The sequence below is a fragment of the Psychrobacter sp. BI730 genome, assembly GCF_013414195.1.
GTDB lineage: Bacteria > Pseudomonadota > Gammaproteobacteria > Pseudomonadales > Moraxellaceae > Psychrobacter.
In genome coordinates this window covers 12,806-37,396 of record NZ_JAATTV010000006.1, presented here as the reverse complement: position 1 = coordinate 37,396, position 24,591 = coordinate 12,806, and the positions used below count along the sequence as shown (strand labels likewise).

The following is a 24,591-nucleotide window of genomic DNA, read 5'->3' as shown; positions in this document are numbered from 1 at the left end:
TGCTGCTAGTACCATTAGTCTGACTCCTTGCGCGTAACTTTATTCGCACCTACTTGACTACCTGCTTTCATGCCTACCTTCATACCAACATAGTCATGCGGGTCAACATCTTTATATTCGTAAGGCTTAGCCATTTCTACGCCGTCATGCTGTGTAAGCGTACTATCATTGTCGTATTGTTTGATACTGCCTACGCTTGGCTTGAAGTTTTGGCTATTATTACCGATGACCTCATCGTCGACTGTCTCTTTACCTAAATGATAAGCGGCGACCAAGGCTGCCAATAATAGCAATGCTGCTACTTCAACCAGCATAATGTATTTAGTAAATAACACCGTACCGACTGCTTTGGCAGAGATAGTCGTGCCACCCATCATGACCGCTTCATCATGATTGAGACCAATCATCGCATAGAGCACAACGGCAATGATTATCGTCAATCCTGTCGGTATCGCCCAAGTGCCGGCATCGAGCCAACGCTCTTCGCGCTCGTCATTGCTCATGCCCAAATTAAGCATCATGATAACGAAAACAAATAGCACCATAATGGCACCAGCATAAACAACAATCTCTAGCGCACCCGCAAACGGCGCACCTAATACAAAAAATATCCCAGCAATTGCCAGCAACGATACAATCATCGATAAGATAGCATGCACTGGATTGGCCTGAGTCACTACGCGCAGACTGGCAAATATCGCCACTGCTGCCAGTGAATAAAACCCAGCCAATTCAGAATGGTTTAAAATATTCATCATGGTAGCAAGCTCCTTAGATCAATCGGTGCAGACTCATTTTGTGCTGCGCCTTTTGGTTTATCTGCTACCGCCATACCTGTCACACGATAATAGTTATAATCAGGGTATTTACCTGGTCCTGAAATGAGCAAATGCTCTTTTTCGTAGACCAAATCTTGGCGCTTATATTCACCCAGTTCAAAATCTGGGGTCATTTGAATCGCTGTCGTTGGACAGGCTTCTTCACACAATCCACAAAAGATACAGCGTGAGAAATTGATACGGAAAAACTCTGGATACCAGCGTCCATCTTCACGCTCGGCTTTTTGTAATGAGATACACCCTACCGGACATGCCACCGCACACAAATTACAAGCGACACAGCGCTCGTCTCCATCAGGATCACGCGTTAGGACAATACGTCCACGAAAACGCGGCGGTACAGGTACCGGCTCTTCAGGATAAAGGATGGTGTCACGCGGTCTGAGCGCATGACTATTGACCATCCACATGCTGCGGACAATGGTAAATATACCAATGACGGTCTTTTTTATGGTAGTAAACATGGGATTATTATCCTTATCAGCTTTACCCTAGTTCATCAGTGATGGCTAGTAATGACTATAACGTTGGGGAAAAGATCAAAATGACCGCAGCAGTAATCAACAGATTGATCAAGGTTACGGGCAGACATACTTTCCAGCCAAAGTTCATCACCTGATCATAACGCGGACGCATGAGTGAGCCTCGAGCCAAAACAAACATGGTCATAAAGAACAGCGTTTTAATCATGAACCAAAAAGCTGGTGGAATAAATGGAATATCTAAATTGAACGGCGCAAGCCAACCGCCAAAGAACAAGCAAGTCATTAAGGCAGAAATCAAGACAACGTTGACATACTCACCAATGAAGAACATACCAAACTTCATGCCAGAATATTCGACATGATAGCCTTCAGCCAGTTCTTGCTCTGCTTCTGGTTGGTCAAATGGATGTCTATGGGTAACGGCCACACCAGCCACGACAAAGGTCAAAAAGCCAAAGAACTGCGGAATGATATACCAGCCGTCTGCTTGTGCTTCGACAATGGCACGCAAGTTAAATGAGCCGGTCAAGGCAACAACGCCCATCAACGACAAACCCAAAAACACTTCGTAACTGATTGTCTGTGCAGCTGAGCGCAAACCACCGAGTAGCGAGAACTTATTGGCAGACGCCCAACCACCGAACATCACCGCATAGACAGCAATACCAGCCATGGCAAAGAAAAACAGAATACCGATATCCCAATCAACCACGCCAAGCGTTGGCGAGATAGGAATAATGGCAAATGAAGCCAAGGCAGTAAACATCGCGACCGCAGGTGCCAACGTGAACATAAACTTATCGGTAAAGTTTGGTGTCCAATCTTCCTTAAAGAAGATTTTAAGCATATCAGCGACTAGCTGCAACGAACCAAAAGGCCCAACACGGTTTGGACCATAACGATCTTGCCATAAGGCCAACATACGGCGCTCATAGATAATCATCATCGCGGCAACCAATACTACGACTAAAAAGATGACTAGTGATTGACCCACCAAAAACAGAATAGACCAAGTATCAAAGCTCATGCTATTGGCCAAAAAGCTTGGCACATCAGGGATAATACGGGTAACTTGCATATTACACCTCCTGTGTGGTGGTCGGCGCTGCGTTTATTTGCGCTGTGTCATTATCATTAATCATATCGTTAGCCATGCTACCCATTATCGTCACTGGTGCATCCACTTTACGCACCGACGCTGGCATTGATGGGTGAATAATGCTCACCTGCCCAACGGGGTAACCGATACAGCCTTCTGCCAAATAACCGACCAGCTGTACTGGCAAGGTGATTTGTTGCTTATCGATTTCTATCGCCAAGTAATCACCAGCAGCAATATTCCAGTCTTTGGCATCATCTATACCGATACGCCATGCAGCAACAGGTAGTTGCTCTGCGACGATTGGGCTACGTGATGCCATCATTGAGCTGGCATAGATATTATGAATCGGTACCAGTTTGGCTTGGCCTTGCTGCAAGTCAGTTGTATTCGAAGACATCGCTTCTGGCACCACATATTGACGAGTGGCTAGGCGCTCTAGCTGATCGAACAAACGCACACCTGGATCACCATTTTTCAGATGACCACCGACTTTGTCTTGATATTTGTTCCACGCTTGCGGTGAGTTCCAACCTGCCGCATTGGCAAAAGGAATCATCGAGCTTGGCGTTTCTTTACCGCTATAACCTTCCATTGAGAAGGTCAGACCAGTGTCCAAATCTTTCGGCTGCATTGGCTCGTGCACTGAGATTGGCGCACGCATAGCAGTACGACCTGAATAACGACGCGGTTGACGCGCAATCTTAAGACCCGTTATACGGTAGTCAGCATCAGGCGCAGCGCCTTTAATACCTGCAAGTTTAGGATGGGTTACGATCAATGCATTGATTACATCATCTAACTGCGTCCAGTCGACATCACGACCTTCAATGCTGCTATGCACAGCATGTATCCAGCGCCAGCCTTCTTTAATGCTGCTCATCGGATGGTAGTATTCGTTATCGTAAACTTGGAAGAAGCGCTGCGCACGACCTTCAGCCGATATTAATGTACCATCCGCTTCTGCAAAACTAGCCGCTGGCAATACGATATCGACGTCTTTATGCCAATCAAGGAGCTGATGATCTAACGCAATGACCGTTTTATCAGTCAATAGCTGCGTCAATTTATTGGCATTAATCGCATCTGTTAGCTGGTTTTCTGCAACCACAACCACATCGTAATCAGTCGCTAGCAGTTCTTCAACTGACTGACCGCCAAGCATACAAACGCCCATGCTATTGGCATCAGGGACCGTTAGATAGATACCTGCTTGTGCTTGATATTTATCATTAATTTCTTTTAACTCAAGGTTTTCAGCAGGCTCACGTTCGACATCATCTTGAGCTTCTGTATTTACGCCTGTTTCAGGTTTGTTTGGCTTAGCAGATAAATCTTGGTCTTCTTCAGGTTGGTCATTAGCCGCTTTCGCTTGCGCTGCCTGTACTTTGGCATTATGTGCCTCGACCTGCTGCTGCTCAGTCGCTTTGATTGCTGCGCGTTTTTGGGTCAATGCTTGGGTAATCTGTGCTGCTGCTTCTATCAATGCGGTAGAAGACAAGCTACTACCCGAGACAACTAAAGGCTTATCAGCTTGAATCAAGTCATAAGCGATTTGCTGCGCCAATGCTTGCATACCGTCAGTTTCAGTACTTGTATCAGCATCTTGTTCAGCTGCTTGTGGATCTGCTATGTCTGCTAAATCATCAGCGAAATTAGCAATCTCATCAGCAACCTTGAAGCCAAGCTTAGTGATGTCTTCAGGGGTCGCCACTACGCTCACTTTACTGATATCTTCTAGCTTAGTTTGCGTTACATCGATGACATAGACTGGGCTTAGCGCATCTTGAGCGATACGCTTAACTGGTTCAGCAAGCCAAGGTTGCGTTTGCAGCGCCGCTGCCATTTTCAAGCCTTCATTTTTTGCGGCTTGACGTACTGACAGCGCAACACGTGATGAAGTTTGCGTGATGTCTTCACCTAATACGAGCACTGCATCATGCGTTTCGATATCGGTCATGCTAGGGTTATAAATGCCTTCAGTGCTAAGCACTTCGATGCATTTATTGACCAGTGCTTGCTGCTGATGATTCAGACCTGTTGAAAAGTTATCAAAGCCAACGAGATTTTTTAGCGCAAAGTTGGTCTCTAAACTGGCACGCGGTGAGCCAATCCCGATGACTTTTTTATCTTTGATACGTTTGATGGTTTCATCTAATGCATAATCGATATTGATTTTGACATGCTTATCATTGATACGTTCAAGCGCTTGGGTTGGACGATCATCACGATTGACATAGCCATAACCAAAGCGACCACGGTCACATAAGAAATAGCGGTTTACTTCGCCGTTATAGCGGTTTTCGATACGGCGCAATTCACCATATCGCTCGCCCGGTGAGATATTACAACCAGCTGAGCAACCATGACAGATGCTTGGCGCATACTGCATGTCCCATTTACGGTTGTAGCGCTCAGAGTGGGTTTTATCAGTAAACACACCCGTTGGACAGACTTCGGTTAAGTTGCCTGAAAACTCGCTTTCAAACTGACCATCTTTATCACGGCCAAAGTAAACACGATTATTTGAGCCATAAACGCCCAAATCTTCACCACCCGCATAGTCTTTATAAAAACGTACACAGCGATAGCAAGCGATACAACGGTTCATTTCATGCGCGATGAACGGGCCAAGCTCTTGGTTATGATGTGTGCGTTTGGTAAAGCGATAGCGACGACGGCTGTGACCTGACATATACGTCATGTCCTGCAAATGACAATGCCCACCTTCTTCACAGGTTGGACAGTCATGTGGATGGTTGGTCATGAGTAGCTCAACCATCGACTTGCGGAATGCTTTGGCTTCATCGTCAGTGACCGAGATGTACATATCATCGCCAGGAGCGACCATACAAGACATCACAAGGCGACCGCGACCCGCTTCCATATCTTCTTTATTTTGGAATTGTTTGACCGCGCACTGACGGCACGAGCCTACTGAGCCAAGGGCTGGATGATAACAAAAATACGGCACATCAATGCCGAGTGATAAGCAGGCTTGTAGCAAGTTATCTGCGCTATCTACTTCGACAGTGGTTCCATCAATATGTATGACTGCCATGCCGCTCTCCTTATTTCACTACTGGCTGTTGGTTGGCTGCAGCATCAATAACATCGACACCAACCGCCTGCGCGATTTTTTGATCAAACTCTGGACGGAAATATTTAATCGCACTCATTAGTGGTTCCATCGCACCTGGGGCATGCGCACAGAACGTTTTACCAATCCATAAATCACGCGTCAGGCCTTCTAGTTTTTCTACATCGCCCACTTGCCCTTCACCATCATTGATGGCGGTAAGCAGCTTGACACCCCACGGTAGACCATCACGGCATGGTGTACACCAACCACATGACTCGCGCTGAAAGAAAATCTCAAGGTTACGTAGTAATGGCACCATGTCTTGTGATTCATCGACGACCATAATCAGACCAGTACCCATACGGCTACCAGCGTTTTGAATGGTGTCAAAATCCACCACCACATCCAAATGCTCTGCAGTTAAAAAGTCAGTAGATGCGCCGCCCGGTAACCATGCTTTGAGCGTTTTACCATCTTTCATACCACCGGCTAAATCTTCAATGATTTCGCGAGCTGTATAACCAAACGGTAATTCCCAAAGGCCTGGATCATTAACTAAACCTGAGCAGCCGAATAGTTTGGTTCCTGGCGTTTTACTTTTGCCTTTAATTTCAGATAACGACTGATACCATTCAACGCCATGATTCAAAATCGCTGGCATATTGCATAGAGTTTCAACGTTATTAACAACGGTTGGACGACCCCATGCACCAGAGATTTGTGGAAACGGCGGCTTGGTACGTGGGTTAGCACGGCGGCCTTCTAGACAATTAATTAGCGCTGTTTCTTCACCGCAGATATAACGTCCAGCGCCCGTATGCACATGCAGATTAAAACTAAAATCTGAGCCTAAAATATTGTCGCCCATGAGATTATTGGCCAAGCACTCTTCGATAGCAGCGACCAAACGCTCAGCAGCCAAGATATACTCACCGCGGATAAAGATATAACCGTCAGTGGCGCCAATCGCATGAGCGGTAATTAGCATACCTTCGATAAGCTGAAACGGTAGACGCTCCATGAGCAGACGGTCTTTAAACGTGCCTGGCTCCATTTCATCCGCATTACAGATGAGGTAGCGCGGCAAACCATCCGGCGGCGACATAAACGACCATTTTAGACCCGCGTTAAAGCCTGCACCCCCGCGACCTCGGACATTGGCGGCTTTAATCATATTGCCGACGTCTTTAGGCGACTTAGATAGTGCTTCTTTTAGACCCGTAAAGCCTTTTAGAGATTCATAAGTAGCTAAATCAAGCACGGCATCATGATGGGCTAAACGCCAAGTCAATGGCTTGGTTTCGCTAGTGGCTGTCGCTTTATCACCGTAAATTGGAACACGCTGTGCATTTAGCTGGCTTGGCGCTTGGCCTTGACCGCGACGAGCAATTTGCTCTGAAATCGTTAAACTCATGCGTATAGCTCCAATAATTGCGCGACCTCAGATGGCTGGACAGGGCCGTAAGTGTCTTCATCAATCAGTACCGCTGGCCCCTTATCACAGTTGCCCAAACAGCAAATTGGCAACAGCGTAAAACGTCCATCAGTAGTGGTCTGACCATACTCAATACCCAGCTGTGACCTAATCTCAGCTGACAGCGCTTCGTAACCTGTCAAATAACAGGCCACAGAATCACATATGAGGATCACATGACGACCGACAGGCTGACGATATATACGGTTAAAGAAGGTCGCAACCCCATCCATGTCTGACATCGGGATATCTAGGATATTGGCAATGGCATTTGCTTGCGCATCGTCGACCCAGCCGTTACGCTTTTGCACGATTTTTAGCGCATCTAGCGAGGCGGCACGCGCCTGTGGGTAATGGTGCATAAACTCATGAATGGCAGCAATTTCATCACTGGTGAGAATGCTTTCCACATCTACTTTTGGCATTTTGTCGGAAACAATTTTCATAATCTTCTGTCTTTCCTCACTCATCCTGCTCTATCACAAGCCAATATCAGTCTGCTTAAAACTGTAGTTATATTGACGAGTGACAGCATTTTGGTGTGCCATCAGGCAATAATATATTGATGAACAAATACTTATGAAGCAGCGGCTCTAACGATCACAATCCGCCATCACAATATCAATCGATGCCAAATACATAATGGCATCAGAAACCAGCGAGCCATTGATGACCGATGGCATCTGCTGTAAATGCGCAAATGTCGGCGTACGAATACGGGTACGATAGCTCATCGTGGCCTTGTCTGAGGTGATGTAATAACTGTTCAGACCTTTAGTCGCCTCAACGATCGTCGTACATTCGCCCGCTGGCATCACAGGACCCCAAGATACTGAAATAAAGTGATTAATAAGCGTTTCGATATCATTTAGCGTACGGTCTTTCGGCGGTGGTACGGCCAGTGGATGATCCGCTTTGTAAGGGCCTTGTGGCATATTGTCCATACATTGACGGATGATACGTAACGACTGACGCATCTCTTCGACTTTTACCATACAACGGTCATAAGCATCGCCGTTGTAACCGACTGGCACTTCAAAATCGTAATTCTCATAGCCCATGTATGGACGCGCTTTACGCAGATCGAAATCAACACCTGTCGCACGCAGACCAGCGCCCGTCACGCCCCAAGCAAGTGCTTGCTTAGCATTATACTGAGCAACCCCTTGGGTACGGCCTTTGAGCACGCTATTTTGTAATGCCGCTTTGACATATTCGTCCAAGCGTTTTGGCATCCAATCTAAGAACTCACGAACCAGACGCTGCCAACCACGTGGCAGATCAGCAGCTGTACCGCCGATGCGGAACCAAGCGGGATGCATACGATAGCCAGTCACGGCTTCGATAACGTCATAGGCTTTTTGGCGATCGGTAAACATATAGAATACAGGGGTCATACCACCCGCATCCTGAATGAACGTACCGACGAACAGTAAGTTATTGGTAATACGGAAAAACTCACTCATCATTACGCGGATGGTTTCAGCACGTGGTGGAATGGTAATTCCAGCAAGCTTTTCGACCGACATGATATACGGCAGCTCATTCATCACACCGCCGAGATAGTCAATACGGTCGGTATAAGGAATAAATGAGTGCCATGTTTGACGCTCAGCCATTTTTTCTGCGCCGCGATGGTGATAGCCGATATCAGGAATACAATCGACAACTTCTTCACCATCGAGCTGTAGTACCAAACGGAATGCACCGTGAGCAGAGGGATGGTTAGGACCGATGTTCAAGAACATAAAGTCTTCATCACGACCTGAACGCTTCATGCCCCACTCTTCTGGGACAAAACGTAGGTTTTCTTGCTCGTATTGTTGCTTGGCGGTATTCAAGAAATACGGGGTAAATTCAGTCGCCCGCGCATGATACTCTTTACGCAGTGGATGACCTTCCCAGTATTTTGGTAATAAAATACGGGTCAAATGCGGATGACCTGTAAAGACAATACCGAACATGTCCCACACTTCACGCTCATACCAGTTGGCGTTTGGCCAAATATTGGTGGCGCTCGGTACATTGACATCGTCTTCGCTTAGCGCGACCTTGATACGTACATCGCTATTGCGCTCAAGCGACATCAAGTGATAAAACACCGTAAAGTCACTGTCAGGCAAACCCGCGCGATGCTGGCGTAAACGCTCATCTATCGCTGACAAGTCAAATAGCATGACGTAAGGTTTAGGCAGTTTGCGCAAGAATAAGAGAATATCTAATAAATCAGCACGCGCCACCCAAACCGTTGGAATCTCATCCACAGTCTGCTGAACGACAAATTTACCAGCATACTTTTGCTCCAGCTCTGTGATGACTGCTGGGACGGGCTTGATCTTAGGATCTATGTTTTCGACTACCGTGACCATGAATGATGTATTCCTTCATTAATCATAACTGAACTATGTTAGTCATAACCGAACTATGTCAACCATAACTGAGCTATGTTAATCATAACCGAACTATGATAAGCGCATAAAATTTTGAGTTTTTTTGCTGTGAATCTAAATACTGTCTAGAACTTAAATGCTTTCTGTAACTTAAATACTATCTGGGCTACGTAAGTTTTTGACAGCAATACGATCTGCCTGCTTACGGTCACGCTCAGGCGTCATTTGTGGCTGATAGATACCTTGCTCATTGACATGGATACCCAGCGGACGACGCTCTTTGGTGATAGATTCTTGCAATAACATCAAACCCTGAATAAGCGCTTCTGGACGCGGCGGACAACCTGGCACGTAGACATCAACAGGGATAATCTTATCGACGCCTTGTACGACAGAATAAATATCGTACATGCCGCCCGAGTTGGCACAGGCACCCATAGAGATAACCCATTTTGGCTCAAGCATTTGCTCATATAGGCGCTGGATGACAGGTGCCATTTTAACAAAGCAAGTACCAGCGACGATCATGACGTCCGCCTGACGAGGCGAGGCACGAATAACCTCTGCCCCAAAACGTGACAAATCATGAACGGCGGTTAAGGTAGTAGCGTATTCAACATAACAGCAAGAAGTACCAAAGTTAAATGGCCAAAGTGAGTTCTTGCGTCCCCAGTTTGCTGTTGAATGAACGAGATCTTCGAGACGACCCATAAAGACGTTTTTATTCACTTCATCTTCGATAGGATCATTGACCGTTTGACTGGTCTGTGCAGGATAGGTATCTGCATCGGGGTTGGCTTTTGTTAATGTGTATTTCATAACATACAACCTTCATATTAGGCTTGGCGTGGCAATCATCTTGCTCGCGCTGTTGCCATAACTTTATTATTAATTAAGTGGCTAATCATCGGCGATCATCAATACAAACAGACTGACGTCTTCATGCTTTGCTGCTCGTTTTTACAAACGCTATAAGCTGAGCATCAACTGTTATTAACGTTCAGTTTTGTCTTGCTGAGCAGACGTCGCAAAATCCACAGAGGTAACGTTACCCGTGGTATTAATATGATCGATGTTTTGTAGATGACGACGATTGGTCTCAATATTGTTTGAGACATTGATTTGACCGGATGACTGCGCGGGTACTTTACCTGTCGGATCGACCATTAGCTCATGAGCACCATCAAACTTGGTAATGTCTGCCAAATTAAAGCCTGCAGGCGCCGCATATAAGCGTGCTTTTTTGCGTAACTTATCAGCAGGTGCCCAGTTCATCGCACCCAAGCTCAGCTCATAAATCAAACCGATAATCAGAATAGTGATAAACGTGCCAGCGGCGGCAAAGCCAAGCCAACCCGCCTCGCGTACTGACACAGCATAAGCGTAGAGATATAGCGCCTCTAAATCAAAAATCACAAAGAAGATTGCGACCAAATAAAATTTGGCAGACAAACGAATACGGGCGTTGCCAGATCCGACAACACCCGCTTCAAATACTTCTTCCTTTTGTGAGCCTTGAGAGCGACCGCCAAGTAAGCGCGGTACGACCAGCATAAAGACAACTAGCCCAATGGCGGCTAAGATAAAAGCAATGGCTGACCAATTAAAAGCAGACATGATAATACGTGCTCCTCACCCAATCGAGTGTTAGACACAGCGCAAGCACTGACCCACTCAGGCCATGTTGCGACAGGTATAACGCAGACGAAAACACAAAGTGACTTTATTTAAAAAGTGACTTCATTTAAGTAATTGTCACTGCACTTCAGCAACTGTCACTGTGTTTAAGTAACTGTCATTGAGTCACATGTTAGGTATTTTGCTGGTAACAACCAATTATCAAGCTTATTGACGACGATGTCAGACGTGACCAACTGTAGAGATTCCGGTATGCGCGCGGATAAAGGCTGGTCGCCCAACGCATCTTCTAACAACGTAAGATCAACGTATTAAATCAATATCATATCTGACTGCTTACTTAATTGATTTAATAGCTCATTACACGTGGTTAATAATGACGTGACAACTGGCATAAATTATTTATGTACTATACGCATATCAGTGCCTAAAAGCTAGTTTTTAACTGTATTCGACGGTCATTTTCTATGAAACAAAATGTGTTTTTTTTACCAAAAATTATGATATAGACGTTACCTTATATTAACCCAAAATCCATGCTTTGTTCGATGCGCAAACGCTGTCACGCTATTTACCAAAAATCAAGTGCGCTCATACCCTATTTTCATCACCCAACTCCTCCCCCAAAGTGACCGTTTTTGCTTTATAATGACCCACCTAATTTTACGATATGTCATCATCAAACCTTAAATTCTATTATCCTTATAACAAACATTATTAAGATATCACTACGATATCAATTTTGGTGATACGCACCGCGTTCATCTACTTGTGCTATATCAGCGCTACCCTCTTTTTGCTTTTGTCTTACAGGTCACGTTATGAGTCAACTCAATCCCAAACAACAAGAAGCCATGCTCTACGTATCCGGCCCACTACTTGTGCTCGCAGGTGCTGGCTCCGGCAAGACCTCTGTGATTACGCGTAAGATTGCTTACCTAATCCAAGAGTGCGACATGCCAGCTGAGCGTATCACCGCCGTAACCTTTACCAATAAAGCGGCACGTGAGATGAAAGCGCGGGTAAGTAAACTGCTACCAAGCGAAAAAATGCGCGGGTTAACGGTATCGACCTTTCACCAATTCGGACTACAGTTTTTGCGTTATGAGCTGATGCATACCCCGCTAAAGGGTAACTTCTCGATCATGGACAGCGATGATAGTAAGCGCTTGCTGATGGAGCTGATGATGCGCGACAACTTGAGTGGCGCTGAAAGCCGCGAGTTGGTCGGTAAAGCCATCAAAATGATTTCTGATTGGAAAAATGACTTAGTCGAGCCTGATAAGGCGATGGAAACGCTAGACGATCCAGAAGACATGATTTTTGCGACGCTATATGCGCTTTATGAGCGTAACTTACGTGCTTATAATGCCGTCGATTTTGATGACTTGATTGTCTTGCCAACCAAGATATTACGTGAAAATAGAGAACTGCGTGACAAGTGGCAAAACCGTATTCGCTATCTATTGGTCGATGAGTATCAAGATACCAATACCGCCCAGTATGAAATGATTAAATATCTGGTTGGCCCGCAAGGTCGCTTTACTGTGGTAGGAGATGATGACCAATCTATCTATGCATGGCGCGGAGCAAAGCCTGAAAACATGGCTCTGCTAAAAGAAGATTTTCCAAAGCTGAAAATCGTTATGCTTGAGCAAAATTACCGCTCAACCACGCGTATTTTGACTTCGGCCAACGCCGTTATTCTAAATAACGAGCATTTATTCGAGAAAAAACTGTGGTCAGATAAAGGTCAAGGCGAAAAAATACGCATCATTAACTGCCGTAATGACGATGATGAATCCGAGCGCGTGGCCAAAGAAATCGTCACGCACAAGCTGCGCTTTGGTAATGAGTGGGAACAGTATGCCGTACTGTACCGCAGTAACTTTCAAGCACGTATGCTAGAGGCACAACTGCGCCAGTTGCAAGTACCTTATAAATTATCAGGCGGTCAATCATTCTTTGCGCGTAGTGAAATCAAAGACATCATGGGCTATCTACGCCTGATTTTGAACCCCGAAGATGACAGCGCGTTTTTGCGTATTATCAATACTCCTAAGCGCGGTATGGGACCAGCCACGCTAGAAAAACTTGGTTTATTTGCGCAAGAGCACAGCATATCGCTATTGGCTTCTTGTACCCATGCTGGCCTGACTCATGTATTGCCCTCAAAGGCTTATGGTACGATAAAAGAGTTTGGTGAATTCATTGAGCACTATACGCGTGAGCTGGATCAACACCCAGACCCTGTGCCAATCGTACGCCAGATGATTGATGAGACGGGATATATTGATTTTGTCCGTAGCGATGCCAAAACGCCGCAACAAGAAAAAAACCGTATTGATAATATCGATATGCTCTATACCAGTATTCAATCTTTGATTAATCGCGCCGAAGAAGACGAAGATCGGACGATTGATACCATCATTCGTAAGCTGGTATTGCTTGATATGCTCGAGCAACAGCAAGAAGAAGAGAATACCAACAAGGTCAACTTAATGACCTTGCATGCGGCAAAAGGCTTGGAGTTTGATTTTGTTTATATCATGGGACTTGAGGAAGAGATGCTACCGCACCGTAACTCTATCATGAGCGAGACGGTCGAAGAAGAGCGCCGTCTGATGTACGTGGGCATTACCCGTGCACGCCGTGAGTTGACATTGACGCTCGCGACCCAGCGCCGTGCAGGCGGTCAGATGCGCGTTACGTCAGAGTCACGATTTTTAGATGAGTTACCAGAAGATCACATCGACTGGCCAGCCAAAGCGAAAAAGAAAAAAGCGACCAAAGACCCAGAAGCGGTTGCTGATGAATATTTGGCCAATATTCGAGCGTTACTGGGTAAGCGTTAATCTTACTCAAAATATTTAAGCACCTGAGTAATAAACACCTAAGTAAAATGCTTGCGAGAACACGCTTTAGACTGCGCAAAAAACGATTGTTACAATCGTCATTGTTATTGTTCTTTATATACTGTAAAAAATTGACTGTAAAAACTTGGAACACTTATGCCTACCCCGACGCCCAATCAGGAACGAACTGCCATGCTGTCAGGAGACTATAATTCGGCTGAATATAGTGCCGAATATAAGCTTCTGTATCTGCAGGGGTTGGTTGCTGACAAAGCATACGAGGCCATTACAGAGTTTTTGGAAAAGCAATCCGAATACGAGATTGCCAACCTATTAGAGTCCTTCCCAACTCAAAACCGTCTGTTGATTTGGGCGCAGGTGCCAGAGCATATCAAAGGTGAAGTGCTTGCCGAGCTAGATGTCGATACGCGCCAGCCATTGATGGAGAACATTTCTTCTCAAGAAATCTCCTTGTTCACCCAAGACCTTGATGCGCAAGATATCTCTGAGATTTTGGACACTGTCACTGAGAGCGTACGTACCTCAGTCATGGCAACGCTAGACGAAGAGACTCGGGTCCAAGTCAACAAACTTGATACCTATGCCGACTGGGAAGTGGGTAGCTATATGGATCCCGATATTATCCAGATAAGGGATGATATCTATCTGGCAGATGTACAAGAGTGGCTGCGTGAAAACGATGACCTGCTCGATGACGAGAGCCAAGAGCTACTCGTTGTCGATCAAAGCCAGCAATTGCTGGGACTACTGAGTCTAGTAGACTTAATTAAGCATAAACAAAACACCTTGGTCTCGGAGCTGATTGATACTGCCATTACAATTAATGATCGCTTGGATATTCAAGATGCTGCCGCGATTTTTCGTTCAGAAGACATTCGTTTTGCCCCCGTCATCAATAGCCATGGTGAGCTGGTTGGTCAACTAAACGGTGAAGACATCATGGAGATTATCCAAGATGATGTCGACAGCACCATGAAAAACCTCGCTGGTGTTAGCCAAGATGAAGAGCTGTTTGCTCCTATCCTCACCAGCGCCAAAAGCCGTAGCGTTTGGCTAGGTATCAATTTATGTACCGCCCTTTTAGCAGCAGCAGTGATTGGACAATTTGAAGAAGTACTAGCACAAGTCGTGGCGCTAGCGATATTGATGCCAGTAGTCGCCAGTATGGGCGGTATTGCTGGCTCGCAGACGCTGACGGTCGTTATCCGCGGTATGGCGATGGGTCAAATCGGTGGTTCTAACCGTGTCTGGCTGTTGAATAAAGAGCTATGGGTGGGTGCGATAAACGGTATCATCTGGGCGATAATTATGGCGTTTATTGCTCAGTTATGGTTTCATGATATTAAGATCAGTGCCGTCATCGGTTTTGCCATTGCAATCAACATGACTGCAGCTAATGTCTCGGGGATCAGCATACCGCTGATGCTAAAACGGATGAATATCGACCCTGCTCTATCTGCTTCGGTTATCCTAACGACCGTCACAGATATCGTCGGCTTTATGTCCTTTTTAGGATTGGCTAGCGTGCTGATACTTTAGTTTTTTGCTGAATTATTGAATTACTGAATTACTGAATTACTGAATTACTGAATTACTGAATAATTAAAATATAGAATTGTTATTTGTATAAAAATTTCGAATAAGATTTATTTAGACCATAGTTCAAAGTCCTAGTTTGAAATCATAATTTAAAAACCATCAAATCGTTAAGTGAGTGTGTTATGCAAGCTGTACAAGTTAAAGTGGTAAACCCTAAAATTACTGAAGATAAAGCGTTTTCTTTACCAACTCGTGCCACCGATGGCAGTGCAGGTATTGATTTGCGTGCTTGCATCGATGAGCCATTAACGATTAAAGCAGGTGAAACCCATTTGATTGGTACAGGCCTTGCCGTTTATATTCAAGACCCTAATTATGCAGGTATGATTTTACCGCGTTCAGGTCTTGGTCATAAGAATGGTATCGTCTTGGGTAACTTGGTTGGGCTAATTGATGCCGACTATCAGGGTGAGCTGATGGTTAGTATTTGGAACCGCAGTAGCGACGACTTTGTTCTTAACCCAGCTGAGCGTATGGCACAGTACATCGTGGTACCTGTTGCTCGTCCTGAGTTTGAAATGGTTGCAGAATTTAGTGATGAAAGCGTACGCGGTGCGGGCGGGTTTGGACACTCAGGTCGTCAATAGTAGCTATTTTGTTGGTCAATTTTTCTGACAATTTTTTAGATAGCCTTTAAGGTTTTGCTTAAGCTATATCTAAAACCTTGCGCTATTCATTTTTTATTTATCATTGAACACCTATCACGGTTATAAGGAGAGTAAGCAATGCCACCTTTTGCGGCGCAGCAATCCTTATTCCGTGCTTATGATATTCGTGGTGCCAACCAGTATTTCACTAGCAGTTTTATACAAGCGTTAGGCCATGCTTTTGCTACTCTCTACAATGCCCAAGATAGCCAACCGACTCAAAACATCAATACTAATGCCTCTATTGAGACTAAGCAGAATGTTGTCGTTATTGGTTATGATATGCGTATTGGTAGTGAAGCCATTGCACATACACTCTCTACTGTATTAGCTCAGCAGGGTTTACGCGTAATCCAATTAGGTCTGGTTACCACGCCGATGATGGCGTTTTGGGCAGCGCAATATCAAGGTCATGGCATAGTTTCAACAGCGAGCCATTCTGCTAAAGACATACTAGGCATCAAATGGTTAGTAAATAACAAGTCCCCTAGCAGCTCAGAGATACAGACGCTCTATCATCAACTCACCGCCAATCATGGTCATCACACCTATCCCGATAATCAAGCTAAAAATTCTGTCTTGCATTCAGAAAACATTGAAAGCATTGATAATAACTACGACTCAAAATTGCCAACAGATTTGCTTGAGCAATCACCTACTAATCAAGTAGGTAATGTATATATCGATGCTATTGCGCAGGTATTTGAACAATTATTTCAACATAATCACTCGGCAACTAAAGCCAATCAGAAAAGCGCTTATAAACTTGATTTGGTCGTGGTTATTGACTGTATGCATGGCGCAACTGGGAGCATTGCTCAACGCCTGTTTGAACGTTTTTGCCAACAGGTCATTTTTCTCAATGACATACCCGATGGCAATTTCCCCCTTGGTAATCCAGACCCCACCGAACCAAACCGCTTAAACGAATTGCAACGAGCCGTTGTGCTGCACGTAGCAGATATAGGCTTGGCGTTTGATGGCGATGGCGATCGTTTGATGATCGTTGATAACAACGGCAAGATAGTTACGCCCGATCATTTGCTCTACCTATTGGCACGTATTGCTATTACTGAACACCCTAACTCTCTTAGCGACTCTTTATTAGCATCTGAAGTTCTTTTCGATATTAAGTGCGCCCATCATTTGCCAAGACTGTTATCTGAGCTTGGTACTACACCTGTGATTAGCAAGACTGGCAGCAGCTTTATGCGCCAGCAGGTGCAGCATCCTGACAATCAGATTGTCTTCGCTGGTGAATTATCAGGGCATTTCATCTTTAATGACAGCCGCTTTATTCCCTACGATGATGCGATGTATGCTGCATTACGGTTGCTGCATTGGCTTGGCCAAACTCATAATGATACTAATGATAAAAAACCGCTAGCAGATATCATCCAAAGCTTACCCACTATAGTCAGTACTGCTGACCATTACTTACCGATGCCGCAGACCGCTACTACCGACTGCTCACTTGTAGAGCAATTAACGAGATTTTGTCATTACTTGCAGTATCTAGTAGATATGTCTACTCATACTGATTCTTCATCTAATCAGCAATTAAAAGATACTTGCCTGCCTGCCACAACATGCAAGTCATCAGTGTGTACTTGCGCTACTGCGAAGGCGCAAATAGCATTAAAACAGACGTATGAGTTATTACCTGTAGGAACCAAGCTGAGCTGTATCGATGGTGTACGCTTGGACTTTGCGCATGGCTTTGGCGTACTGCGTCAATCAAATACCAGCAATAGCCTGACCGCGCGCTTTGCGGGTGACAGTATAGATGACCTAAAAGACATTCAGGCGACATTTGCCGCTTTATGTCGACCATTTAACGCATCGCTAGCAGAACAGATTCTTGCTATTCCTGTGGAGTAGCCTCATAAAATATATAACTGTCTCATTAGACATAGTAAAAAAACAACCAATTTAAAACCGGCCCTTAGGAGTTTGTAATGACGCTTAATTTAGATGATGCCAAAAACACCGCTGAAGTATTGACCACTGCTCTGCCCTATATCCAGCGTTTTGTTGATAAACTCATCGTCGTAAAATACGGCGGCAACGCCATGACCGACCCTGAGCTTGAGAGCTCATTTGCTCGCGATATTGTGTTGTTAAAAACCGTCGGTATACATCCAGTAGTCGTACATGGTGGTGGTCCGCAAGTTGACAATCTCCTAAAAGAGCTCGGTCGTCAATCAGACCGTATCGATGGGATGCGCGTCACTGACAAAAGCACCATGGATATCGTAGAGATGGTCTTGGGCGGTAGCGTTAACAAATCGATTGTTAGCTTGATTAACAAACATGGCGGTCGCGCGATTGGTCTTACAGGTAAAGACGCCAACTTGATTCAAGCCAAAAAACTGATGATGGAAAAAATTGGCGCAGACGGTATCGCTGTACCAGTTGATTTAGGATTCGTCGGTGATGTGGTCAGCGTCAATAAAGACGTGATTAACATGTTGATTGCCTCTGATTTTATCCCTGTAATCGCGCCACTTGGCGTTGACGCTGAAGGTAACACCTACAACATTAATGCTGATCTCGTTGCAGGTAAAGTAGCGGAATTTTTACAAGCAGAAAAGCTGATGCTATTAACCAATATCAAAGGTGTATTGGGCCGTGATGGCGAAGTGGTAACTGGACTCACGCCAAAGAAGGTCGATAGCTTAATCGAAGACGGCACTATCTCAGGCGGTATGATTCCCAAAATCCAATGTGCGCTTGATGCGGTACGTAGCGGCGTCAAAAGCGCGGTAATCGTTGATGGCCGTGTCCCTCATGCGACCTTGCTTGAGATTTTCACTAACGAAGGGGTTGGTACGCTTATCAGTCGCGAAATAGACTCATCGTTGAGCTAGAAAAATACAGCAATACTAAATGTAAAAAAGCTAAATATAGAAAAGCTAAATATAGAAAAGCCCGAGTGAATACAAATGCTCGGGCTTTCTTATGTATTTTTATACTTAACAAATAAGCCTAGCTTAGTTTTTATAGCTCAATGTTACGAAAAAACTTTATCAAACTCCGCTTCATCGAAGCCGCATAGTAATACTGCTTGATCTTGATCTTTATCTGCCGACTGACCTTCTACAATCGGACGTTTAATCATACTGGTATTTTCCACGAGTAAATCTATCGCGGTGTCTACACTAGCATCAGCTGCCTGCTTTTGACTATCGTCTAGCTTGCGCCACGTCGTACCGCGCTTATTAAGCACTTTGTCGATACCTAGCTCATTTACCCAGCGCTGTACTGTATCTTTATCAATACCTTGTTTCTTATAATCGTGAAAATCATAGCTGACATCTAGATCGTTTAGCTTAGTGAACGCTTTTTTCATCGTGCTACAAGACTTGATACCGTAAATGGTGATGGTCATGATAAATCCTCATAAATATTCATTAACTTGCCTATTATACCTAAGGCTGACTGGATATAGAGAATGCATTACTTTTAATCGTCAAACCTAGTAAGCAACTGCATCATATCGTCGCAATTTTCGCCAAATTACGCTATGCTATGGCATTGTCAAATTCCACCTATTTTGATCAGTATTAAACAAATTCATATTAAACAAATCAGTATCAACCAATTTCGAGCCGACTATGAGCAACGCCGTGACAGCAGACCAAACAGAAAACAACTATTATAACCCACAAGCAATAGAAGCCGCGCAGCAGACCAAATGGGCAACTGACAAGCGCTTTGAAGTAAGCAATGAGCCAAGCGACAAGCCAAGTCGTTACATGCTGTCGATGTTCCCTTATCCAAGTGGTAAGCTGCATATGGGCCACGTCCGTAACTATACGATTTCTGACGTATTAAGTCGTTATTATCGTCTCAAAGGCTATGAAGTCATGCAGCCAATGGGCTGGGATGGTTTTGGCTTGCCAGCTGAAAACGCAGCGATTGCTAACCAAACGCCACCTGCGGCATGGACATTTGCCAATATTGACAGTATGCGTGCACAGCTTAAATTGCTAGGCCTGTCTATTGACTGGTCACGTGAATTTGCCACTTGTAGCCCTGAGTATTATCAGTGGGAGCAGTGGTTATTCTTGCAATTGTACAAAAAAGGATTAGTCTACAAAAAGCTGTCGACGGTCAACTGGGATCCTGTTGACAATACCGTCTTAGCAAACGAGCAAGTCATCGATGGTAAAGGCTGGCGTAGTGGTGCTGCGGTCGAAAAACGTGACATCCCAATGTACTACTTCAACATCACTGACTATGCTGATGAGCTATTGGATGATTTGGATCAGCTAGAAGGTCATTGGCCATCTGAAGTACTAACCATGCAGCGTAACTGGATTGGTCGTAGTGCTGGTATGGAAGTGCACTTCCCTTATGAGCTTGCTGGTGAAGAAAACACCTTAGATGTGTTCACCACTCGTCCTGATACGTTGATGGGTGTGACTTATGTCGCTGTTGCCGCAGAGCATCCACTTGCACAGTACGCCTCTGAGCAAGATGACGCAATCGCCCAATTCTGTGCCCTTTGTAAAAAAGGCTCAGTTGCTGAAGCGGATTTGGCCAAAGCTGAAAAAATCGGTATGGATACAGGCTTAACTGTGACGCATCCTCTGACTGGTGAAGAAGTGCCAGTTTGGGTTGCCAACTATGTATTGATGAGCTATGGCTCAGGCGCCGTCATGGCGGTACCTGCTCATGATGAGCGTGATTATGAGTTTGCGGTTAAGTACGACCTACCAATCAAACAAGTCATCAATACCCCTGATGGCTATTTTGATGAGCTAAAAGCAGATGCCAAAGCGAACGATAGTGAAGTGAATCTTGCTTATACTGAACGCAACACTTTGGTTAATTCAGGTGAGTTTGACGGTCTAGATTTTGAGCAAGCATTTGAAGCAATGCTAGCCAAACTTGAGCCAAAAGAGCTGGCTAAGAAAAAGATCCAGTATCGCCTACGTGATTGGGGTGTATCTCGCCAGCGCTATTGGGGCTGCCCTATCCCAATGATCAACTGTGAGCATTGTGGTACGGTACCTGTTGAAGAGCAAGACCTACCAGTTGTGTTGCCAACCGACGTCGTACCTGATGGTCGCGGTAACCCACTCAAGAACATCCCAGAGTTTGTTAATACTACTTGTCCTAAATGTGGCAACCCTGCTGAGCGTGAGACCGATACCTTTGACACCTTTGTAGAGTCAAGCTGGTACTATGCACGCTTTGCTAGCCCAAATGATGCACAAAATATGGTCAACAAGTCTGCTGCCAATAAATGGTTGCCTGTTGATCAATACGTCGGCGGTGTCGAGCATGCGGTGATGCATCTATTGTATGCGCGTTTCTTCCATAAGCTGATGCGTGACGAAAACTTAGTCACAGGCGACGAGCCATTTGCCAATCTAATGACCCAAGGTATGGTGCTTGCTGGTACGTTCTACCGCGTCAATGTAGATGGCAGTACGACCTACTACTTTGCAGAAGATATCGATATCGATTTCAACGAACGTGGTCAACCCATTAAAGCTATCTTGAAGTCAGACGGCCAGCCAGTGACGATTGGCAAAATCGAAAAAATGTCTAAATCAAAAAATAACGGTGTCGATCCACAGCTAACCATTGATAAATATGGTGCTGATACGGTTCGTCTATATACGCTATTTACTGCGCCTGCGGATCAAACGCTTGAATGGTCAGACGACGCGCTAAAAGGCCCTTATAACTTTGTGAAAAAAGTATGGCGTATTGCAACCGACCATATGCAAGCGCTAACAGCCGCCAATATCAGCATTGATACGCTTAATAGTGCTACCTTGAACACAGACGGATTGAGCAAAGAAGCCAAAAACTTACGCCGTAAAACGCACGAAACAATTGCTAAGATTGACAGTGATTTGGGTGATCGTCTGGCATTGAACACGCCAGTATCAAGCCTGATGGAACTTGCTAACGAGCTGACTGGCTTTAACGCGAGTAATGAGCAAGAGCTGCACGTCAAACACGAAGCATTGACCAATCTGCTGATTATGCTATCTGTATACGCGCCGCACGTTGGCGAGCATCTACTTGAGCAATTGGGTCTTGATACCTTAACCTTAGACTACCCAACCGTGGACGAAAGTGCGCTGGTACAGGACATGATCACGATGGTGGTACAGGTCAATGGTAAGATGCGTGGTAAGGTGGATGTCGCACCAAACAGCGATCCTGAGCAGCTAAAAGAGCAAGCTCGCACTATGGAAAGCGTGGCAAAATTTATCACGGGCGAGATCAAAAAAGAAATCGTCGTTCCTAACAAACTGGTTAACATCGTGGTTGTAGGCTGAGGTATCTTGAGCTAAGTATTTTAGGCTTAGTGTTCTAAGCCTTCTTATCATATGAGGATAGCGTTTATGTCGTACAAGCATCGAGCTGAGCAGGCGCAGCCAGAATTAAGCGCACACAGCCTAGCTAATAAAAAGTCCCATGGCCAAAAGCTCGGAGCAATCCTATTTGCTACGCTGCCAATGTTCGCCGTGGTAGGTGCAGCGGCAACTCTTAGCGGCTGCGGCTTTCAGCTACGTGGTTACGACTCAGCGATGCTGCTTGACGTCGAAAAAACAGCGGTCATTATCGAAGATAATCGCACCTCATTCCCGCTCAAACTACCATTGACGCGTCGCCTAAAGACGTTAGGTGTCGATGTTATTGGTAATATGAGCTCAGAAGAAGTTGCTCGTAATAACCAACAAGCAGGGGCTGAGTCTATTGCCGCTATCGACATCCGTAATGTACGTTTTAAGCGTTACGAATTGGTTGGGGTATTAACAGAGATTCGCTTGGTACTATCAGCAGATGTCAGCTATCAAACGATGGAAGATGGTAAGCCTGTAACACTAAGCAACCCCATTCAAGTCGAGCGAAGCTATCAGTACAACGAAGCATCTGTTAGTACTGACGATCAGCAAGGCGATCAGACTCGTGATTGGCTCTATGATACTTTAGCTCGCCGTATCACTGACCAGTATGTTGCTATCTCGCTTCCTAAAGTCGCACCTGCTGCCAAACAATCTCTGCAAATGAATAAAGGTGTGACACCAACCGTTGTCGTCGTACCACAACCGGAATAGTTAGTTATTCTGATTATCAAACGATACCATTTCTAGAAGTATGAGTAGCAAACTAAGCGAGTGTAAGTACTACCTTGAGTAGACTGGGCTAGCTTGACACTGCTGAGCATATTTTTGGAACTGGCATTACCTGCTCATTAACCTGTGTAACACCACGCTATGCAAGATACTTTCATCAAAGCCTATCCAAAACTACTGCAGCCCTCGGTTGCGGTAGCGGGCTTGTGGTTGGCGCACGGTGACGAGCCACTGCTGAGTCAATGGTTGATAGATGCGCTGCGTCCACACTGGCGCGCGCAGAACTATGCAATCAAACGTATAGAGCTGATTTCTGTCAAGAGCTGGCAAGAAGTACTGTCAGAGCTTGGCAGTCAGTCTCTATTTGATGATGCCAGCGCCTTAATCGTGACGGGCAATCATAAACCCGACAAAGCAGTTATCGCTGAGTTGGAACGTTTTGCGGTCGAGGCACAAGCTGGCACACATGGTCATAGTGTATTGTGGCTTACACCTAAGCAAGACAAACGCAGCCAGAGCAGCAAATGGTTTGCTCCTTTTACGCAGTATGGCAATGTCATTGATTGCAATTTATACAATGAGCAGCAGCGCCAACAGCTACTACAAATACAAGCTCAGAAGTTTGGTTTAAGACTGTCTCAAGAAGCGTGGCAGCTACTCATGTCACACACTGAGCATCATTTGCTAAGTGCTTATCAAACGCTTTGGCGATTGTCCTATCTGTTTGCACCGCAGCTAGTTGCTAATAACAGTACTAGTGAAAATAGTGCTAATGACAATAGCACCGAACAATCTAATAGCTTTTCACAACCTGCGAATAATGTGGCATTGGATATTGCAGACCTACAAGCAGCATTGGTGAGCGACGCGCAGTTTAGTGTGTTTGATTTGTCTGATGCAATGCTCGCGGGTAATAGTACGCAGGTCGCCAAAATTATGTTTCAGCTAAGGTCGACCGATGAGCCCACTACTTTAATGTTATGGGCTATCAGCAAAGACATGCGTCAGATTATGCAATTGATGGATGGACAAGACCCGCAAGCACTTGGCATATGGCGCAGCAAGCAAGGCTTATATCAGCAAGCGTGCCGCCGTCAGTCAAAGGCGCAAACTGCCGAATGGCCTGCCCTGCTTTATCGCTGTGACCAAGCCATCAAAGGTCTCGTTCGTCAGCCAGCTTGGGAGCTCTTACTACAGGCAGCATTAGAGTTATCTGGAAAGCGCTTGTTTACCGCTCGCTAACTCTCCATTATTTTTATTCTCTACGCTTTATAAACGCTATACTTCATTCAGTTATTCTAATAATCCATCCTATCCAAAGCTGGCTTTTTCATCAGTGCCAGAATGAATTGTCTT

At 45.2% G+C, this 24,591-nt stretch carries 18 protein-coding genes; 8 read left to right on the top strand and 10 right to left on the bottom strand.

Going from position 1 to position 24,591, the window contains the following annotated elements; all coding sequences use genetic code 11:
* Nucleotides 1-14 precede the first annotated feature (14 nt).
* The 9 genes from nuoJ to ndhC all read right to left on the bottom strand — a co-directional run bounded on the left by nuoJ (nt 15) and on the right by ndhC (nt 10,986).
* Nucleotides 15-758: an NADH-quinone oxidoreductase subunit J gene (gene nuoJ, locus HCZ91_RS05770; protein ID WP_179798636.1), complete on the bottom strand. Its 744-nt coding sequence runs from the start codon at nt 756-758 to the stop codon at nt 15-17.
* Complete coding sequence (nuoI, locus tag HCZ91_RS05765; RefSeq protein ID WP_010198902.1) at nt 755-1,303, bottom strand: NADH-quinone oxidoreductase subunit NuoI; 549 nt, start codon at nt 1,301-1,303, stop codon at nt 755-757. Before nuoI ends, nuoJ begins: the two co-directional genes overlap by 4 nt.
* Nucleotides 1,304-1,358: 55 nt before the next feature.
* Nucleotides 1,359-2,351 (bottom strand): NADH-quinone oxidoreductase subunit NuoH, encoded by a 993-nt coding sequence (gene nuoH / locus HCZ91_RS05760; RefSeq protein ID WP_179798733.1) that lies wholly within the window; start codon nt 2,349-2,351, stop codon nt 1,359-1,361.
* Nucleotides 2,352-2,403: 52 nt separating this feature from the next.
* Complete coding sequence (nuoG, locus tag HCZ91_RS05755) at nt 2,404-5,484, bottom strand: NADH-quinone oxidoreductase subunit NuoG (protein WP_179798635.1); 3,081 nt, start codon at nt 5,482-5,484, stop codon at nt 2,404-2,406.
* A 10-nt stretch (nt 5,485-5,494) separates the two neighbouring features.
* On the bottom strand, nt 5,495-6,919 hold the full coding sequence (gene nuoF, locus HCZ91_RS05750; protein WP_114700720.1) for an NADH-quinone oxidoreductase subunit NuoF: 1,425 nt from the start codon (nt 6,917-6,919) through the stop codon (nt 5,495-5,497).
* Nucleotides 6,916-7,425 carry an NADH-quinone oxidoreductase subunit NuoE gene (nuoE, locus tag HCZ91_RS05745; RefSeq protein ID WP_165597465.1) on the bottom strand — a complete coding sequence of 170 codons (510 nt, stop codon included), beginning with the start codon at nt 7,423-7,425 and terminating at the stop codon, nt 6,916-6,918. Before nuoE ends, nuoF begins: the two co-directional genes overlap by 4 nt.
* Before the next feature lie 147 nt (nt 7,426-7,572).
* On the bottom strand, nt 7,573-9,348 hold the full coding sequence (gene nuoC / locus HCZ91_RS05740; protein ID WP_057758925.1) for an NADH-quinone oxidoreductase subunit C/D: 1,776 nt from the start codon (nt 9,346-9,348) through the stop codon (nt 7,573-7,575).
* Nucleotides 9,349-9,519: 171 nt separating this feature from the next.
* Nucleotides 9,520-10,188 carry an NADH-quinone oxidoreductase subunit B gene (locus HCZ91_RS05735; RefSeq protein ID WP_101206265.1) on the bottom strand — a complete coding sequence of 223 codons (669 nt, stop codon included), beginning with the start codon at nt 10,186-10,188 and terminating at the stop codon, nt 9,520-9,522.
* Nucleotides 10,189-10,362: 174 nt separating this feature from the next.
* A complete protein-coding gene (gene ndhC, locus HCZ91_RS05730) occupies nt 10,363-10,986 on the bottom strand; it encodes an NADH-quinone oxidoreductase subunit A (protein ID WP_102091044.1) in 624 nt (207 codons plus the stop codon).
* A gap of 842 nt (nt 10,987-11,828) precedes the next feature.
* Here ndhC and HCZ91_RS05725 point away from each other — a divergent pair.
* The 5 genes from HCZ91_RS05725 to argB all read left to right on the top strand — a co-directional run bounded on the left by HCZ91_RS05725 (nt 11,829) and on the right by argB (nt 18,999).
* On the top strand, nt 11,829-13,862 hold the full coding sequence (locus HCZ91_RS05725; protein ID WP_179798634.1) for a UvrD-helicase domain-containing protein: 2,034 nt from the start codon (nt 11,829-11,831) through the stop codon (nt 13,860-13,862).
* 156 nt (nt 13,863-14,018) lie between these two features.
* On the top strand, nt 14,019-15,422 hold the full coding sequence (gene mgtE, locus HCZ91_RS05720; protein WP_101206268.1) for a magnesium transporter: 1,404 nt from the start codon (nt 14,019-14,021) through the stop codon (nt 15,420-15,422).
* A gap of 182 nt (nt 15,423-15,604) precedes the next feature.
* Complete coding sequence (gene dut, locus HCZ91_RS05715) at nt 15,605-16,069, top strand: dUTP diphosphatase (RefSeq protein WP_179798633.1); 465 nt, start codon at nt 15,605-15,607, stop codon at nt 16,067-16,069.
* Between the two features lie 138 nt (nt 16,070-16,207).
* On the top strand, nt 16,208-18,010 hold the full coding sequence (locus HCZ91_RS05710; protein ID WP_179798632.1) for a phosphomannomutase: 1,803 nt from the start codon (nt 16,208-16,210) through the stop codon (nt 18,008-18,010).
* A gap of 77 nt (nt 18,011-18,087) precedes the next feature.
* On the top strand, nt 18,088-18,999 hold the full coding sequence (gene argB / locus HCZ91_RS05705) for an acetylglutamate kinase (protein ID WP_179798631.1): 912 nt from the start codon (nt 18,088-18,090) through the stop codon (nt 18,997-18,999).
* Nucleotides 19,000-19,142: 143 nt separating this feature from the next.
* Here the strand turns inward: argB and HCZ91_RS05700 are convergent, their stop codons facing one another.
* The gene (locus HCZ91_RS05700) at nt 19,143-19,520 is read right to left on the bottom strand and encodes a Spx/MgsR family RNA polymerase-binding regulatory protein (protein WP_179798630.1); all 378 of its coding nucleotides are present in this window, start codon (nt 19,518-19,520) and stop codon (nt 19,143-19,145) included.
* Nucleotides 19,521-19,746: 226 nt separating this feature from the next.
* On the opposite strand from HCZ91_RS05700, the gene leuS reads away from it, so the two are divergent.
* The 3 genes from leuS to holA all read left to right on the top strand — a co-directional run bounded on the left by leuS (nt 19,747) and on the right by holA (nt 24,477).
* A complete protein-coding gene (gene leuS / locus HCZ91_RS05695) occupies nt 19,747-22,434 on the top strand; it encodes a leucine--tRNA ligase (RefSeq protein ID WP_179798629.1) in 2,688 nt (895 codons plus the stop codon).
* Nucleotides 22,435-22,500: 66 nt separating this feature from the next.
* Nucleotides 22,501-23,217, top strand: a complete 717-nt coding sequence (locus HCZ91_RS05690; RefSeq protein ID WP_257019984.1) for a hypothetical protein — start codon at nt 22,501-22,503, stop codon at nt 23,215-23,217.
* A 159-nt stretch (nt 23,218-23,376) separates the two neighbouring features.
* Nucleotides 23,377-24,477, top strand: coding sequence for a DNA polymerase III subunit delta (holA, locus tag HCZ91_RS05685; RefSeq protein WP_179798628.1), 1,101 nt, complete (start codon nt 23,377-23,379; stop codon nt 24,475-24,477).
* Nucleotides 24,478-24,591 lie beyond the last annotated feature (114 nt).